The organism is Ruegeria sp. N4 (genome assembly GCF_056531425.1).
The window spans coordinates 866397-883580 of record NZ_JBQFLT010000001.1; the positions used below are offsets into that span (position 1 = coordinate 866397).

The following is a 17184-nucleotide window of genomic DNA, read 5'->3' on the forward strand; positions in this document are numbered from 1 at the left end:
TTCAAACTGATCACAGAGCTATTGTGATCAGCAGGTAGGCAAAAAAGACCAGAAAGCCGACGATTCCCATTGACCGGATAGGCTTCTCTTCGATTGGCAGCGCATATTGCAGCGCGGAAAGGATCGGGCCAGAGCGGGCCAGCAAGCGGATCAGCAGCGTTCCAAGCGCAGCTGCCCAGAGCCAAAAGCTGGTGATGAAAGCTGTAAAAAGAACGGCAAAGCCCAAGGGGCTGTCAATGCCGTCAGCATCAAAGCCAAATGCGCCCAAAAACCCATAGAGAAAGACAAAAGCGGTTTTTAGCAGACCGGACGACGTGGCGCCGAAGGCCTGAGTGAACAGCCATATGATTACTAATATGATGACAAAAATGATGAGGGCTGTGAACACCAGATCGAAGAATATTGCCCAGCTTAGCGACATCGATTTTTTTAAACTCTGCTGCAAGACCTTTCTGGTGACGTAAAGCGCCGGATAGTCTCCGATCCCGTTGAAAAGCAATCCTGCCAATAGGAGCATGAATATGTTTGACGCAGTTATTTCTTCGTCGCCCAATGGTTGTCGACTGTCCGGAAGGAAAAGTCGCATCAGTAAGACTACCGAGAAAAAGAAAACGGCTGAAAGAACAAACGATCTGCTAAGGCATTTCCAGCTCAAGTGCCGTTCCCCAAAGAACTTCTCGAACATCGCAAGAACGGATTGAACGACGGGGCTGTTTCCAGGGGGTGGCTTAAGCAATATCAGCCAGGCGGCCAGATCATCCCTGAACTCTTTCGATATGCAGTCGTCACCCTTCCAGAACACGGCAAGTACAGCCAGAATGATGGCTGAGCCCCCCAGAAGTTCGACCAAATCACCCCAAGGCACTAGAAATTTCCTTTGAGCAGATGCAATTTCATCTTACCCGGTGGTGGAAATTTTCCAAACCATCAGGTGCCGGACGCATGCGACGGTCGTCAATCCATTGTTTTTAGACTAAATTCTCAAGGCCTATCGCCGGCACAAATGGTGGACGCGCCCGTCGTTCACGGTGTGTGTCAGGTCTCGATGCCGTAGCGGCTGATCATCATATCGACGCTGTTCTCGATCGTTTCGGCCATTTCAGATTGGCTCAGGACCGAACCGCTGAACAGCATCGGCCAAAAGGCGCGGGCCTTGATCAAGCCGATAAACTCTTTCCCGGCCTGATTGGGGTTGTCGATCTTTAACTGCCCGTCTTCTGCCGCATTGCGCAGCATGTCCGAAAACACGGCTGTTTTGTCCAGCTTGCCCTGCGCCTCGACCGCAAGGGACGGGTTGCGCAGGGTTTCGCTTATCACCATGCGCGACATCGCGATCACATCCGGCAGCATCAGAATGCGGCCTTCGGCCCAGGCAAGCTCGGTCAGTTGCGCGCGTATATCGCGGCCCTTTTCGTACTTGATCTCGACCACTTCCGCGAACCTGTTTGACAGTTCCACCACGATAGAGCGGAACAGGTTCTCCTTGCTTTCGAAATACTTATACAGCGTGCGCTTGGACACTTCGGCCTTGGCCGAAACGCGATCCATACTGGCCGCGGCGAACCCTTTTTCCAGAAACTCGGCCACGGCAGCATCAATGATCTGTGCGTATTTGGACGCATTCGGGGCGCTGCATTCGTTCATACCCGAGCTATAGACCCATTGACCGGCGCGGGTCAAACCCTACGTAAACTCACCAGTTTACAGGTCGCGAAAATTATGCCACTTGTAAACGCGCCAGTTTACCGACTCAGGTAATTAGCCAACAGGAGAGTCCCCCTATGACCCTTACTTTGAAACTGAACGGCCAGACCCACACGGTCGACGCCGAACCCGGCACGCCCCTTTTGTGGGTGATCCGGGATGAGCTGAAGCTGACAGGAACCAAATTCGGCTGCGGTGTCGCCTCGTGCGGCGCGTGCACCGTGCATCTGGATGGTGAACCCGTTCGGTCCTGCCAAACCTATGTCGAAGATGTCGAAGGTGCCGAGATCACCACAATCGAAGCCATTGGCGATGACAAAATCGGCGCTGCCGTGCAGCAGGCCTGGGTCGAACTTGATGTCGTTCAATGCGGGTACTGCCAATCCGGTCAGGTGATGTCTGCGGTTGGGCTGCTGTCCGAAAACCCCAAACCGTCAGTTGAAGAAATCGACGACTACATGGCTGGCAACGCCTGCCGCTGCGCCACCTATCAACGCATCCGCGCCGGTATCCAGCGCGCATCTGAAATACTGGAGGCCTGATCATGACCATCAACACCTCTCGCCGTGGATTTCTGAAAGGCGCTGCTGCCGCTGGTGCAGTGCTTCTGGTTGGTGCCCGACCCGATGGTGCGCTGGCGGCGGCCTCGTCCGAGACCGCTCAGTTCAACCCGTTTGTGAAAATCGATGCCGATGGCACCGTGACGGCCATCGTAAAGCACTTTGAAAAAGGTCAGGGCCCTGCAACCGGTCTGCCGACGCTGATCGCCGAGGAAATCGGCCTGACCATGGACCAGATCGAGTATGAGTTCGCCCCGTCCGATCCGAATGTCTACAACAACCTTCTGTTCGGCCCGTTCCAGGGCACCGGCGGGTCCACCGCGATGGCGAATTCGTGGCTGCAATACCGTCAGGCCGGGGCTGCGGCGCGTGAGATGCTGATCAACGCTGCCGCACAAAGCTGGGGCGTGGATGCGTCGGGCATCACCATCGAGGAAGGCATCGTGAAGGCAAGCGACAAATCGGCGCCCATCGCTGAATTCGTGGCTGCTGCGTCTCAGTTGGAGGCCCCTGCTGAACCCCGCTTGAAAGACCCGTCCGAGTTCCGGTTGATCGGCAATGACTCCGTTCGTCGCAAGGATTCGGCCATCAAGGGCAACGGTCAGGCGATGTATGCCATGGATGTTCACCTGCCCAATCAGATGGTCGCCATGATCAAGCGCCCAGAGTCGAAAGGCAGCATAGCCCTAGGCTTTGACGACAGCGCGTCGAAAGACGTCAAAGGCTATATCACCGCTGCTGTCCTGCCCAATCAGGCGGGTGTTGCCGTCTATGCAGAAAACACCTGGGCCGCGATTCAGGCACGCGATGCGCTAGAGGTCGAGTGGGATATGTCAGGCGCTGAAACCCGCGACTCGGACCAGATCAAGGCCGAGATCATGGCGGCGCTGGACGCAGCACCCACATATAACGTGAACAAGGCTGACGTCGCCGCTGTGGCAGCCGCCATCGACGGTGCGGACAAGGTTGTCGAAAAGACCTTCTACTTCCCGCTGCTGGCCCATGCACCGATGGAGCCGCTGAACTGCACCATCGAGCAGACGGCAGAGGGTGACATCGTCCTACATGACGGCGCGCAGATGCCGACCGGGCCGCATATGGCCTATCAGCAGATCTTCCAACTGCCGCCCGAGAAGATCCACATCAAAACCATGCTGGCAGGCGGGTCTTTCGGTCGCCGTGCAACCCCGGACGCGGATTATCAGGTCGAGGCTGCGCTGGCCTTTGTCGTCACCGACCGCTCGCGCCCGGTCAAGCTGGTCTGGACGCGCGAGGATGACATTCGCAGCGGGTACTACCGCCCTGCCTTTGGTCACAAGGTTCGTGTGGGTCTGGACGCCGACGGCAACATCGTCGGCTGGCAGCACCAGATAGCAGGTCAATCCGTCATCAAGGGCACTCCGTTCGAGGCGGTTCTGGTGCATGACGGCATCGACCACAGCTCGGTCGAGGGTGTTTCGGACAGTCCTTATTCGATCCCCGGCATGGCGGTGGGTCTGACGGACACGCCGAAGGCAACCACGGTTCTGTGGTGGCGCTCGGTGGGTCACACCCACACCGCTTACACGATGGAAACCATGATGGATCTGGTGGCCGAAGCCGCAGGGCGCGACCCGGTCGAGTTCCGTTTGGCGCATCTGTCCGATACCAGCAACGCGGACCAGCAGCGCAAGGCCGCCGTCTTAAAGCTGGCGACCGAAAAAGCGGGTTGGGGCAATGCGCCAGAGGGTCGGTCCCAAGGGATTGCAGTCCACAAGTCCTTCGGGTCTTACGCGGCTGAAGTGGTCGAGGTCTCGGGCGATCCGGACAGCGGTATCAAGATCGAAAAGGTCACCTGTGCCGTCGATTGCGGTATTGCCGTGAACCCGGACGTCGTCCGCGCCCAGATGGAAGGGGGCATCGGATACGGGATCGGACACGTCATGCGCGACCAGATCACCCTGACCAGCGGAGCGGTGGATCAGTTCAACTTCCCCGATTACGAGCCGCTGCGGATTGGCGATATTGCCGCGATCGACGTCCATATCGTGCCGTCTGCCGAAGCACCAACTGGCGTGGGTGAACCCGGAACGCCGCCCTCGGCCCCTGCCCTGGCCAACGCTATTCGCGCAATGTCGGGCAACCTGGTGGCCGAGCTTCCGATGGCTGAAAACGGGGTCAGCTTCGCCTGATCCGCAATACGCCGCGCCGGGTCGTTCTGACTCGGCGCGGCAATACACTTTTCTGGCCAAAAAAAATTTGATCAAATTTCGTGACAAGGGCACATGCCTTCGATACATCTCGGATAACCCGAGGAACGGAGGCCCCAATGGACCTGAATGCCCTTCACAATTTCCGCGTCGCGGCCTGTGATCTTAACGGGCAGATGCGGGGTAAGCGCGTGCCACCTGCCTATGCGGACAAGCTGTCCAAAGGCGCGGTTCGGATGCCGTTTTCCGCCCTGAATGTCGACCTGTGGGGCGCGGATATCGAAGGCAGCCCGCTGGTGTTTGAAACCGGCGACGCCGATGGCGTGTTGCTGCCAACTGAACGCGGCGCGGTTCCGGTCCCGTGGCTGAACGCCGAAACGGCCCTGGTGCCCATGAGCCTTTATGACGATGACGGCGCACCCTTTGCGGGCGACCCGCGCCATGCGCTGGGGGCTATCCTGTCGCGCTATGCGCAACGCGGCTGGTCCGTGGTCGCCGCGACCGAGTTGGAGTTCACGCTGCTGGACGCCTCAGGCCCTCAACCCCAGCCACCGATCAACCCGGTGACAGGTCACCGTCTGGCGGACGAGGCGGTGCTGTCCGTCGCCGAAATGGACGCGTTCGAGGCGTTCTTCAACGACCTCTACGACGGTTGCGCGGCAATGGGCATTCCTGCGCAGACCGCCATTTCCGAAAGCGGGATCGGCCAGTTCGAAATCAACCTGAACCATCAGGACGCCATGCGTTGCGCCGATGATACGTGGCTTTTCAAGGGTTTGACACGAGGATTGGCGCGCAAACACGGGTTTGCCGCGACCTTCATGTCAAAGCCTTACGCTAATGACGCCGGAAACGGGATGCATGTGCATTTCTCAGTCCTTGACCAGAACGGCCAGAACATCTTTGACGATGGCGGGCCCCAAGGCACCTATCTGCTGCGCGCTGCAGTCGCCGGATGCCTTGCCGCTATGCCCGCCAGCACCCTGATTTTTGCGCCGCACGGGAACTCCTACACCCGGCTTGTGCCCAGCGCGCATGCCCCGACGGGGGCAAGCTGGGCCTATGAAAACAGAACCGCAGCCATTCGCATTCCGGGCGGTGCCCCGGCGGCACGGCGGATCGAACACCGCGTGGCCGGGGGCGACATCAACCCTTATCTGATGCTGACCGCTGTCCTTGGCGCGGCGCTGCTGGGGATTGAAGACGGCCTGACGCCCCCCGCCCCCATCACCGGAAACGCATACGAGATTGACGGCTTGCCGCAACTGGCAGACAGTTGGGCGGCGGCCATCGACGCGTTCGAAACAGACCCGCTGATGACGCGCCTGTTCCCGACCGAACTGATCCGCAACATGGCAATGACCAAGCGGCAGGAAATCGCGCGCTTTGCGGACCGTCCCGAAGATCAGCACTGGCTGAGTTACCTCGAAGCAGTCTGACCCCTTGCCCGCCGAGTGGGACTCGGGTATTTCTGAATTTGATCAAATTTGGTGACTTATGAAAATCGGCATTCTACAGACCGGCCACACCCCTGATGCGCTTCGGGATACATTCGGGGATTACGATTCACTCTTTCCCGACCTGCTGGACGGGCACGGGCTGGATTTTGAAAGCTACTCCGTCGTTGATGGGATCTTCCCGACCGGTGCAGAGGATGCCGAAGGCTGGCTGATCACCGGCTCGCGCCATGGCGCGTATGAGGATCTGCCGTGGATCCCCCGGCTTGAGGCGCTGATTCGCGAAATCCATCAAAGCGGTAAACCGCTTGTGGGTGTGTGTTTCGGCCACCAGATCATCGCGCAGGCCTTGGGTGGAACCGTCCGGAAATTCGATGGCGGCTGGGCCGTGGGGCGCACAGAATATGACTATGACGGCGAAAAAGTCTGGCTGAACGCCTGGCATCAGGATCAGGTTGTCGCGGTGCCGGACGGCGCCGAGGTCACCGGGCACAATGACTTTTGCCAGAACGCGATGCTGCGCTATGGCGATCAGATCTGGACGGTTCAGGCCCACCCCGAGTTCACTAACGACTTCGTTTCGGGCCTGATGCGCACGCGCGGCAAGGGCGTGGTGCCCGATGATCTGATGCAAGCCGCCGCAAACCGGCAAACCGCGCCGGATCATAATGCCCGGATCGCGCAGGTCATGGCAGATTTCCTGAAGAAAGCGAGGGCCTGATGGCCGATTGGACAGACGACTTACCGCAGGCCGCGCAGAACTATATCGACGGGCACCGGCTGGACGAAGTGGAATGCATCATCTCGGACCTGCCCGGTATCGCGCGGGGCAAGGCCGTTCCGGCCTCGAAATTTGCCCGGCAATCCTATTTCCACCTGCCCGACAGTATCTTCTACCAGACCATCACGGGCGGCTGGGGTGAGGCCGCGGGCGAGGACGGGTTCATCGAACGGGACATGATCCTGAAACCGGATTTCACGACCGCATCTGCTGCACCCTGGACCGGTGACTGGACCTTGCAAGTGATCCACGACGCCTATGACCGCGACGGAGAGCCCATCCCCTACAGCCCGCGAAACGTGCTGAAACGCGTTGTGCAGATGTATCACGACAAAGGCTGGAAACCTGTCGTCGCGCCCGAGATGGAATTCTTTCTGGTCGCCCGCAATGTCGACCCCGCCCAATCAATCGAGCCGATGATGGGCCGGTCTGGACGTCCGGCCGCCGCCCGGCAGGCCTATTCCATGACTGCGGTGGATGAATTCGGCCCGGTGATCGACGACATCTATGATTTCGCGGAGCATCAGGGGTTCGAGATCGACGGCATCACTCAGGAAGGCGGCGCGGGACAGCTGGAGATCAACCTGCGCCACGGCAATCCGGTCAAGCTGGCCGATGAGGTGTTTTACTTCAAACGCCTGATCCGCGAGGCCGCCCTGCGCCACAACTGTTTCGCCACCTTCATGGCAAAACCGATTGAGGATGAGCCCGGCTCGGCCATGCACATCCATCACTCGATCACAGATATTGAAACGGGTCAGAACATCTTTTCCGGCCCGCAGGGCGGTGAGACGGACGCGTTTTATCACTTCATCGCAGGGCTGCAGAGCCATTTGCCCGCTGGTCTGGCGGTGATGGCGCCTTACGTGAATTCCTATCGCCGCTATGTCAAAGACCACGCCGCGCCGATCAATCTTGAATGGGCGCGGGACAACCGCACCACCGGCATTCGCGTCCCCCTGTCGGGCCCCGAGGCGCGGCGCATCGAGAACCGCATCGCCGGGATGGACTGCAACCCATATCTGGGCATCGCTTTGTCGCTGGCCTGCGGGTATCTGGGGCTAATCCAACAGGAACGCCCCCGCCGTCAGTTCTATGGCGACGCGTATGAAGGCGACGGCGATATCCCTCAGGTCATGGGCAACGCGCTGGATCTGTTCGACGAGGCCACCGAGTTGCATGACATTCTGGGCCCCGAATTTGCCCGCGTCTACGGCATCGTGAAGCGGGCCGAGTATGAGGAGTTCCTGCAGGTGATCTCCCCGTGGGAGCGTGAGCATCTTTTGCTGAACGTCTGATCCTGTTGAGGCGTTCGGGGTATCCGTATTTGGAACGAGAAGAAGATGAATCTGCTCTACTCCAATGACCGCAAGGCCGAGTATCCGGCAAGCTGGTACGCCGCGACCGCAAATCCGCTGGAGCCGTTCCCGGCCTTTGAGGGCGAGGCCCGCGCCGATGTATGTATCGTTGGCGGCGGCTATACAGGGTTGTCGGCCGCGCTGCATCTGGCCGAGGCCGGGATGGATGTGGTGCTGCTTGAGGCGCACCGTGTCGGGTTCGGAGCCTCAGGCCGCAATGGCGGGCAGTTGGGCAGCGCGCAGCGGGTGGATCAGGAAGATCTGGAACGGCTGGTCGGGCTGGACGATGCCGCCAAGCTGTGGGATCTGGCCGAAGACGCTAAGGATCTGGTCAAGTCCCTGATCGCGAAGCACAAGATTGATTGCGATCTGAAACCCGGCGTTGCGGGGCTTGGGTTGTCGATTTCGGAACAGAACGACCTGCATGACCACGCTGCCCATTTGTCGGACCGGTATGGCTATGACCAGATCGAGTTGCTGGACGAAGAGGCGGGGCATGCGCTGTGCCCCTCACCCACCTACAAAGGCGGCTATCTGGACAGGGGCGCGGCGCATCTGCATCCGTTGAACTTTGCCCTTGGGCTGGCAAAGGCGGCGCATATGGCAGGCGCGCGCGTTTTTGAGGGTACCGAAGTTCTGGCGATCGACGAAGGCGACCCTGCCTTGGTCCGCACCCAGCATGGCGCGGTTCGCGCCCGGCACGTCATTCTGGCCTGCAACGGCTATCTTGGTGCGCTGAACCAGAAGGTGGCGGCGCGGGTTATGCCGATCAACAACTTCATCGCCGCGACCGAGCCGTTGGGGGACGACGCCGCGCGCGTTCTTACCCAGGACGTCGCCGTGGCGGATACGAAGTTTGTGGTGAATTACTTCCGCCTCAGCGCGGATGGGCGGTTGTTGTTTGGCGGCGGTGAAAGCTATGGCTATCGATTTCCGTCCGACATCGCCTCGACTGTGCGCAAACCGATGACCGAGATTTTCCCGCATCTCCGGGACGTCAAAATCGATTTTGCCTGGGGCGGCACGCTTGCGATTACGATGCGCCGGATGCCGTATCTTGCGCGGGTTGCACCCAATATTTTGTCAGCCTCCGGCTATTCCGGCCACGGGGTCGGGACTGCGACTCATGCGGGTCAACTGATGGCTCTGGCCATTCAGGGACAGGCCGAAGGGTTCGATATATTGGCCCGCGTACCCGCCTTGCCTTTCCCCGGTGGCCCCGCCCTGCGCAGCCCGCTGCTGGTGCTGGCGATGACCTGGTATGCGATGCGGGACCGGCTGGGCATCTGACCCCATTTTCCATTGCGACAGTTTGGTGAAATTTTGCCGATCCGGCGATTGGGGGCTTGGCACGGGCTGCGCGCTTGATTTAAATAAACGAAAGTTAGAATTCGGGAAATCCAAATATGACGCTGCCCCCCAACGTCCACGACGCCGAACCCATCCCCGCCGCCGCACGAGATGCCATCGATGCCCTGATGCAATCAGGCGACCTGTTTCGCTATACCGCACCACAGAATGCGCCGGTCGCACTGCTGGAGGCGGAATTTGCCGAACTTCTGGGCTCGAAATACGCTTTGGCGATTTCGTCCTGCTCGGCGGCTTTGTTTCTGTCGCTTAAGGCACTGGGTCTGCCCCGCGATGCACGGGTGCTGATCCCGGGCTTCACCTTTGCGGCGGTGCCCTCCTCGGTCGTGCATGCGGAATGCATTCCGGTTCTGTGCGAAGTGGCCGAGAACTATCGCATCGACATGGCTGATTTCGCAGCCAAGCTGGACAATGTGCAGGCCGTCATCATCAGCCATATGCGCGGCCACACCTCGGATATGGACGCGATCATGGAGCTGTGTGACGCGCGCGACATCCCTGTGATCGAAGACGCCGCCCATTCGCTGGGCACCACATGGCACGGTCGCAACATCGGGACCATCGGCAAGATCGGCTGCTTCTCGTTCCAGTCCTACAAGATGATTAACGCAGGTGAAGGCGGCATTTTGATCACCGACGATGCTGATCTGGTGGCCCGGTGCGTGATCATGTCCGGCGCGTATGAGAGCAACTGGAAGAAACACAAAACCCCGCGCGGCGATAACTCGCCCGAGTTGGAGCAGGCCTTTGCCCGCTGGCAGAACCAGTTGCCGCTGTATAACTTGCGGATGAGCAACCTCAGCGCCGCCGTGATCCGTCCGCAACTGCCGGAACTGGCGCGTCGGGTGAAAGATGGGCTGGCGAACCACGACTATGTGGCCGAGCGCCTGAACGGTTCTCCGTATATCAACGTCCCTGCCCCGTTGGCGCCCGAACGTCGCGCGCCGGATTCGATCCAGTTCAATCTGGTCGGGCTGGATGAGGACGAGATCCGCGCCTTTGCCGCCGCCTCGGACGCGCGCGGCGTCAAGGTTCAGGTTTTTGGTCTGAGCGAGAACAACGCCCGCGCCTTCTGGAACTGGCAGTTCCTGCCCGAAACGTTCGATCTGCCCCAGACCCGCGACATGCTGATGAAAGCCTGCGATGTGCGCCTTCCCGTCCGCCTGACGCGCGAGGAGTTGGATGTGATCGCCGACATCCTTCTGGCCTCGGTCGGTGAGGTGACGGGCCCGGTTCCGGTGTACGGCACCTGACACGAAAAAGGCCCGCGCGATGCGGGCCTTGCTTTTTCTGATAGTGGTATCAGTTCAACTTGGACAGCTTGTTCTGCAGCTCGGCCAGTTGCTTTTTGATGTCGTCCAGATCTTCCTTGGCCTCAGGCTTTTCTTCTTCCTTATCCGGTCCGGACCAGCCGCCGGACAGACCACCGGTCATGGCTTTCAAAAACGCCTGCTGCTGCGCCTGCAGCGCGTCGAACCCGGGCATCTGCGACATCGGATTCATGGCGTTCATGTTTTCCATCATCTTGCTTTGGCTTTCGCGCAGCATCTCGAACGAGCTTTGCAGGAACTGAGGCATCATACCCCCGCCCGGCACCATATAGCTGCGCACCAGATCGTTCAGCACATTGACCGGCAGCACATTCTCGCCCCGGCTTTCATGTTCTGCGATGATTTGTAGTAGATATTGACGGGTCAGGTCGTCGCCGGTTTTCAGGTCGATGATCTGAACTTCGCGCCCGTCCCGAATGAACCCCGCAATGTCTTCGAGCGTCACGTAATCGCTGGTCTCAGTGTTATACAGCCGACGGCTGGCGTAGCGCTTGATCAATAGCGGTTTTTCTTGGTCCGACACCTTGTACCCTCCCCAAGGATGATGCGTTGCAGCGCAGGTTATGCGACTGCAGCACAAAAAGAAAGGGCAGGTCAATGGACCTGCCCAACGCGATTGCACCTGTAGGGAGGATAAGGTGCCTGTCGCGGCCGTTCTTACTTGGCGGCGGCTGCTTTCTTTGCAGCAGTCGTCACGTCGTTGGTGGCTTTCTTGACAGCTGCGGTTGCTTCTTCAGCAGCGTCTTTGCCAGCGGCCATCAGCAGCTCGACGGTTTCGGTCTGAACTTTTTTCGCGATTTCTGCGAAAGCGGCCAGGTTTTCAGCTGCAACTTCAGCCGACGCGCTTGCGAAATCGGTTGCCGCTTTGGCGTAGTCAGCAGGCTCTGCCTTTGCTTTCGACATCTCGCTCAGCTTGGCCAGGGTGTCCTTGGTCCATTTGTTCGAGATCTCGGCCGATTTCTCAGCCGCGTCCAGTGCAACGCCCGACAGCTTTTCGTTCAGGGCTGCGGTCGATTTGAAGGCACCTTCCATTGCGGTGGTGTCTACCGGAAATGCGCCCATGACGTCTTTCATGATCGCGGTAAAGTCTTGGGTCTTTGCCATTGTCCTAATCCTTTTTGCCGAACCGGGCCCACCCCGGCTTTCATCAGCTTGAGGACAATATGGTTTCTGCATTGCAGCATTGCAAGTATTTTTTGCTGCAATGCAGAAAATTTTAGTTTCAAAATGAAATCAGGCGTTTGGATTGGCCACAACGTAGGTTCCAGGGGCCGGTGCAAGGGCGGGATGATCCGAATCGCCCGTGTCACGCGCCGGTACCTGCTTGCCGGACCGCTTTTTCAGCCATGCCTCCCACATCGGCCACCAGGACCCTTCGTGGAAATCCGCCTCTTTCAACCAGGTGTCGGAATCCACCTTCATCTCGGGGTTGGTGTAATGGCCGTATTTCTTCTTGCTGGGCGGATTGACGATGCCCGCAATGTGACCAGATTCCGAGACCACAAATGTCTTCGAGCGTGAGCCCATTTTCTGCACGCCGCGATAGCAATCTTTCCAGGCGGCAATGTGATCGGTCTCGCACGTGATCGCCATCAGCGGAACGTCGACGTCGCTGACCTTCAGCTTATGGCCCAGCAATTCGATCCCGTCGCCCGCAAACTCGTTCCGCTGGCACAGGCCGCGCAGATAATCGACGGCCATCTTTGCCGGAAGGTTCGCACCGTCCCCGTTCCAATACAGCAGATCGAAGGCCGGGGGCATCTCGCCCATCATGTAGCTGCGAATGGCAGGTCCATAGACCAGATCCCGGGATCGCAGAAAGGACATCGTGCGCGCCATGATCCAGGACCGCAGAACGCCCTCTTTGTTCACTTCTTCCTCGATCCCGTCGATGAAGTCGTTTTGCAGGAACGGGGTGAATTCCCCCTGATCCGAGAAATCGGTCAGGGCCGTGAACAGCGTGGCGGACTTTACCGATTTGTCACCGCGCTGTTTCAACAGGGACAGCGTCAGGCTCAGCGTTGTGCCGGCGATGCAATAGCCGATTGCGTTGACCTGTTTGACCTTGCAGATCTTCTTGGCCTCTTCGATCGCCGTCAGAAAGCCGTCCTGAATGTAATCTTCCATGCCGGTTTCGGCATAGCTTTCATCCGGGTTGACCCAGCTGACGACAAACAGCGTATAGCCCCGTTCCGTGATCCACTTGATCAGGCTGTTCTGCGCCTTCAGGTCCAGGATATAGAACTTGTTGATCCAGGGCGGGAACAGCACCACGGGCGTTTCGTAAACCGTCTCAGTCGTAGGCTTGTACTGGATCAGCTCCATCATGCGGTTGCGATAGACCACTTCGCCCGGTGTGGTGGCCAGATTGCCGCCAACTTCAAACGCGTTCTCGTCGGCCAACTTTACGACCAACTCTCCATCATTGGCCTCCAGATCCGAGACGAGGTTTTCGAGCCCCTGAACCAGCGACTGCCCTTCTGTTTCGACGGCCTTCTGCAAAGCGTCAGGATTTGTCGCCAGAAAATTGGTCGGGGCCATCATGTCGACAATCTGTTGCGAGAAGTACTGCAACCGCCGCTTGTCCTTGTCGCCCAGATCGTCGACCGAGGCGACAGCCTGCGCAATAGCCTGCGCGTTTGTCTGATATTGCTGGCGGATCAGGCGAAAATAGGGGTTGGTTTCCCACATAGGGTTCGAGAAACGCTTGTCTCCGGGCGCATTTTCCTCGTCATCGACCTCACCCGTGGCCAGTGCCTGCTGCGCCTCGGCGAAGTTCAGAACCGATTTTCCCCAATATTCGATTTGCTGTTCCAGCAGCTTGGCGGGATTTTGCCACGCCTCGGCCCAGTAGGCTGTTGCTGCTCTTGCGAAAAGCTCTTGATTCGGACCATCCAAAGCGGGGGTATGGGTCTTCTTTGTCGCCATAATTTCGATCAGGCGCTTGGACAGCGTCTCGACCTTGTCCATATTTTCTTTAAGGCGTTCAATATGTTCTTCAGTCACGTCAGGCATTTGGTCTTCACTTGTTGTCATTTTAACAATATCCCCCTAACCTCGCTGCTATGCAGAATAACGTCGTGGGTGTCGGGGGGCAAAGCGGCGAATGGTCCAAAACTATTAGCCTTACACGCCGGAGGCAGCTTCCATGCGCTATATGATGACCTACGACCTGATGGAGACCATGCGCAACACGAACCAATGGCTTGGTTCTACCGCCAGCGCGATGGCCTCTTACCCCCTGTTTGCGATGGTTCCGAACCCGGCCTTCAGCTGGATGGCCGCCTGGGGCGAGGTGACCGAGCGGACCTTCCAGCGCATGGTCGTGAAACCTGACTGGGGGATCCGTACATTCACCTGCGAGGACGGCAAAGATCATCTTGTCGACATTACCACTGTTCTGGAACGCCCTTTTGGCGATCTCATCCATTTCAAGGTAAACGGGCGGGAAAAGCAACAGCGGAAGGTCCTTCTGGTTGCGCCGATGTCCGGTCACTATGCAACATTGCTGCGTTCCACGGTCAAAAGTCTGTTGGTCAATTGTGAGGTCTACATCACCGATTGGCATAACGCGCGTGACATTCCCGTGTCTGCAGGCAAGTTCGATGTCGAGGATTACACCCTCTACCTTGTCGATTTTATGAAAGAGCTGGGGCCTGATACCCATGTCGTCGCTGTTTGCCAGCCCGCGCCGCTGACACTGGCCGCAACGGCCTATCTGGCCGAGCTGGAACCGAAGGCGCAGCCCAGCACTCTGACCCTGATTGGCGGCCCGGTCGATCCGGATGCGACGCCCACCGATGTCACGGATTTCGGCCGCAGGGTGACAATGGGTCAGTTGGAAGAAACCATGATCCAGCGGGTCGGGTTCAAGTACAAGGGCGTTGGTCGCATGGTCTATCCGGGCCTGCTGCAACTGGCGTCGTTCATGTCGATGAATGCCGAGCGACACTCCAAAGCCTTTTCGGACCAGATCCAGCGAGTGATCCGGGATGAGGCCTCGGACCACGACGCGCATAACCGCTTTTACGATGAATATCTGGCCGTCATGGACATGACCGCCGAATTCTATCTGTCCACGGTCGAGCGTGTCTTCAAAAACCGCGAGATTGCGCGCAACGAATTTGTTGTGGCCGGTCACAAGGTCGATATGAGCAAGATCACCAATGTTGCCGTGAAAACCGTCGAAGGCGCAAATGATGACATCTCGGCCCCCGGTCAGTGCATCGCGGCGCTGGACCTTTGCACCGGCCTGCCGGACAGCAAAAAGGCCAGCCATGTCGAGCCCGGCGCAGGCCATTATGGCATCTTTGCGGGGCGCAGCTGGCGCGACAACATTCGCCCGCTTGTGATTGATTTCATGAATGAAAACAGCCGCAAGCCACAGCGCCGCGCCGCGAACCGAAACAAGGTCGCGTGATTGATATGGGCGAGAGCGACACAACCGATCTCGCCTTTTCCTGCCAGTGCGGCAAGCTGACGGGCTGCATCACGCGTGACGGTGCGCGCCTTGCAACGCATGCCGAGTGCTTCTGCCATGATTGCCGCGCGGCTCAGTTGTATTTCGGCCAGCCCGATCCCGCCCCCGGTCCGGTTGAGGTTTTCCAGATCGCCCCCGAAGAGTTTGTGATCGAAACCGGCCATGAACATCTGGCGGCAATGAAACTCAGCCCCAACGGCATGTTGCGCTGGTATGCCAAATGCTGCAACGCGCCGCTTGCGACCACACCACGCGGTCCAAAATTCCCATTTGCCGGTGTAATCGCCGCCCGGATCGCCGATAACTCGGCCCTTGGTCCGATCACAACGCGCGGGTTCATTCCCCAACCCAACGGCAAGCAAAAGCACGAGGGGCTTGGCCCGGCCATCGTCGGCTTGGTCCGACGTGTTGCCAAATCCCGCCTGTCCGGCAGTTGGAAGAAAACTCCGTTTTTCGACCCGGCGACGGACGAACCTGTGGTGCCCCCCAAACTGATCGACAAATCCGAACGCGACGCGCTTTACCCGTAGCGGGGTCTGGACGGCACCTGAAGCCAGCTTTGCATCGCATTGGTCACAACGCCCGGTGCCTCTAACGTCGGCAAATGCCCTGCATTGTCCAACAGGTGCAAATCTGCGTTCGGGATCATGTCTGCCATAAAGCCGAGTTTGCGTGCAGGGGTCAGCGTGTCATGCTTTCCCCCCAAGACAAGACTGGGCGCTTTGATCCGGCACAGGGTGCCTTGCTGGTCCGGTCGCCTTTGCAAGGCACGCATCTGCCGCACAAAAACCTCGGGGCCCAGATCACTCGCCATCGCGAGCAGATCGTTCAGGATCGGGATCCGTTGCGGCCCCGGCGCCAGCGCGTCCGAGCCCACGACCTTGCGCATTACCTCATCCAGACGCCCCGCCTGCGCCCCAATGATCAGGTCTTCGCGTGCAGCCGCGATTTGCGGCGTGTCGGCCTGCGCATCGGTCGAGATCAGACACAGGCGCGACACCCGATCCGGTGCGCGCCGCATTATTTCCAACGCAACCACACCGCCCAAGGCAAGCCCCGCCAGCGCAAACCGATGCGGCAACTGATCCAATAGGCTCGATGCAATTTCTTCGACCCGCTCTCCCAGTGAAATGGGGGCAACAGTCACGGCCCGTTCGCGCGACAGCACGTCGATCTGCGGGCGAAACAGTCGAGCGTCACACATAAAACCAGGTAACAACACCAGCGGCTCGATCACGCGGGGCCTCCATCAGTTCGGATATCCGAACCCCTTCGTTTTCCCCCAGAATGAGAGTTTTGCCGCGACCGGGCAAGCGAAACTTCACGGGTAGGTGATGCCGCGAAAACTGGGAAAATCAGCATATCGGGCCTGCCGGGCTGCCAGTGTTTCCTCAGGCTCGGCTCCGGGCCGCAGCAGGCATCCGCGCGGCGCGATATAGCTGTCGATCCGACGTATCGGCGCAGGTCGCCAGACGAGGTTGAAAGCGCAGAGTTTGGGGAAGAACCAGATCTCGGAATAGTCCAGATGATCATGCATCCACCACGCCAGATCGCGCCAATCGCGCCCCTGTTCGTATTGGTCGGTGAACCACGGGATCACAATCGAGGCCCCGGCAATCCGCGCCGCGCCCTCGTCGCGATCCCAGATGTGACATTCCAAAGGGTTGTCATTGCGTGCGCAGTTCAGTTTGTTTTCATTGCCGAACTGGTTCAGCGACGGCGACCGATAACCGGACCGCACTGCTATTCGGCCAAAGGTTTCCTCTAGCGGGTCGAGCAGCGTCTGGCAAAAGGCGCGCCCGGTCTCAATCGCCAGATCCGGGTTGTCGGGGATGTTCTGGCGTTCGTGAAAATTGCCAATCTCGGAATACAGAAAGTCCCGCATGAAGAAATGCCGCGACAGGCGCACACGGCCCAGCGTCTCAAGGCTCCACATACTGGCCGGTTTACGCATCA

The 17184-nt window shown here is 58.9% G+C and carries 16 protein-coding genes; 9 read left to right on the forward strand and 7 right to left on the reverse strand.

Features of this window, described 5'->3' with window-relative positions:
* Window positions 1-10 precede the first annotated feature (10 nt).
* Window positions 11-850, reverse strand: a complete 840-nt coding sequence (locus tag ACR0LW_RS04315) for a hypothetical protein (RefSeq protein ID WP_480881671.1) — start codon at window positions 848-850, stop codon at window positions 11-13.
* Between the two features lie 185 nt (window positions 851-1035).
* The gene (locus ACR0LW_RS04320) at window positions 1036-1644 is read right to left on the reverse strand and encodes a TetR/AcrR family transcriptional regulator (protein WP_480881672.1); all 609 of its coding nucleotides are present in this window, start codon (window positions 1642-1644) and stop codon (window positions 1036-1038) included.
* A 137-nt stretch (window positions 1645-1781) separates the two neighbouring features.
* On the opposite strand from ACR0LW_RS04320, the gene ACR0LW_RS04325 reads away from it, so the two are divergent.
* The 7 genes from ACR0LW_RS04325 to ACR0LW_RS04355 all read left to right on the forward strand — a co-directional run bounded on the left by ACR0LW_RS04325 (window position 1782) and on the right by ACR0LW_RS04355 (window position 10670).
* A complete protein-coding gene (locus ACR0LW_RS04325) occupies window positions 1782-2246 on the forward strand; it encodes a (2Fe-2S)-binding protein (protein ID WP_170449709.1) in 465 nt (154 codons plus the stop codon).
* Window positions 2247-2248: 2 nt separating this feature from the next.
* Window positions 2249-4435 carry a xanthine dehydrogenase family protein molybdopterin-binding subunit gene (locus ACR0LW_RS04330; protein ID WP_480881674.1) on the forward strand — a complete coding sequence of 729 codons (2187 nt, stop codon included), beginning with the start codon at window positions 2249-2251 and terminating at the stop codon, window positions 4433-4435.
* Between the two features lie 137 nt (window positions 4436-4572).
* On the forward strand, window positions 4573-5892 hold the full coding sequence (locus tag ACR0LW_RS04335) for a glutamine synthetase family protein (RefSeq protein WP_480881676.1): 1320 nt from the start codon (window positions 4573-4575) through the stop codon (window positions 5890-5892).
* A gap of 58 nt (window positions 5893-5950) precedes the next feature.
* On the forward strand, window positions 5951-6631 hold the full coding sequence (locus ACR0LW_RS04340; RefSeq protein ID WP_480881677.1) for a type 1 glutamine amidotransferase: 681 nt from the start codon (window positions 5951-5953) through the stop codon (window positions 6629-6631).
* Complete coding sequence (locus ACR0LW_RS04345) at window positions 6631-7989, forward strand: glutamine synthetase family protein (RefSeq protein WP_170449702.1); 1359 nt, start codon at window positions 6631-6633, stop codon at window positions 7987-7989. Before ACR0LW_RS04340 ends, ACR0LW_RS04345 begins: the two co-directional genes overlap by 1 nt.
* Window positions 7990-8034: 45 nt before the next feature.
* Complete coding sequence (locus tag ACR0LW_RS04350; RefSeq protein WP_480881678.1) at window positions 8035-9339, forward strand: NAD(P)/FAD-dependent oxidoreductase; 1305 nt, start codon at window positions 8035-8037, stop codon at window positions 9337-9339.
* 116 nt (window positions 9340-9455) lie between these two features.
* On the forward strand, window positions 9456-10670 hold the full coding sequence (locus tag ACR0LW_RS04355; protein ID WP_480881679.1) for a DegT/DnrJ/EryC1/StrS family aminotransferase: 1215 nt from the start codon (window positions 9456-9458) through the stop codon (window positions 10668-10670).
* Between the two features lie 49 nt (window positions 10671-10719).
* On the opposite strand, the gene phaR is transcribed toward ACR0LW_RS04355, so the two are convergent.
* The 3 genes from phaR to ACR0LW_RS04370 form a co-directional block, all read right to left on the reverse strand.
* Window positions 10720-11271: a polyhydroxyalkanoate synthesis repressor PhaR gene (gene phaR / locus ACR0LW_RS04360; RefSeq protein WP_170449693.1), complete on the reverse strand. Its 552-nt coding sequence runs from the start codon at window positions 11269-11271 to the stop codon at window positions 10720-10722.
* 134 nt (window positions 11272-11405) lie between these two features.
* Window positions 11406-11852: a phasin family protein gene (locus ACR0LW_RS04365; RefSeq protein WP_170449690.1), complete on the reverse strand. Its 447-nt coding sequence runs from the start codon at window positions 11850-11852 to the stop codon at window positions 11406-11408.
* 129 nt (window positions 11853-11981) lie between these two features.
* Window positions 11982-13784, reverse strand: coding sequence for a class I poly(R)-hydroxyalkanoic acid synthase (locus ACR0LW_RS04370; protein WP_170519586.1), 1803 nt, complete (start codon window positions 13782-13784; stop codon window positions 11982-11984).
* Between the two features lie 112 nt (window positions 13785-13896).
* Here ACR0LW_RS04370 and phaZ point away from each other — a divergent pair, with 112 nt between their 5' ends.
* Together phaZ and ACR0LW_RS04380 are read left to right on the forward strand one after the other, a co-directional pair.
* The gene (phaZ, locus tag ACR0LW_RS04375) at window positions 13897-15168 is read left to right on the forward strand and encodes a polyhydroxyalkanoate depolymerase (RefSeq protein WP_170628501.1); all 1272 of its coding nucleotides are present in this window, start codon (window positions 13897-13899) and stop codon (window positions 15166-15168) included.
* A gap of 5 nt (window positions 15169-15173) precedes the next feature.
* Window positions 15174-15758: a DUF6151 family protein gene (locus ACR0LW_RS04380; protein WP_480881680.1), complete on the forward strand. Its 585-nt coding sequence runs from the start codon at window positions 15174-15176 to the stop codon at window positions 15756-15758.
* Here ACR0LW_RS04380 and ACR0LW_RS04385 read toward each other — a convergent pair.
* Window positions 15749-16465, reverse strand: coding sequence for an alpha/beta fold hydrolase (locus tag ACR0LW_RS04385; protein ID WP_480881682.1), 717 nt, complete (start codon window positions 16463-16465; stop codon window positions 15749-15751). The two genes, ACR0LW_RS04380 and ACR0LW_RS04385, sit on opposite strands and share 10 nt — an antisense overlap.
* Window positions 16466-16549: 84 nt before the next feature.
* A complete protein-coding gene (locus ACR0LW_RS04390; protein ID WP_480881755.1) occupies window positions 16550-17164 on the reverse strand; it encodes a hypothetical protein in 615 nt (204 codons plus the stop codon).
* Window positions 17165-17184: the final 20 nt, after the last annotated feature.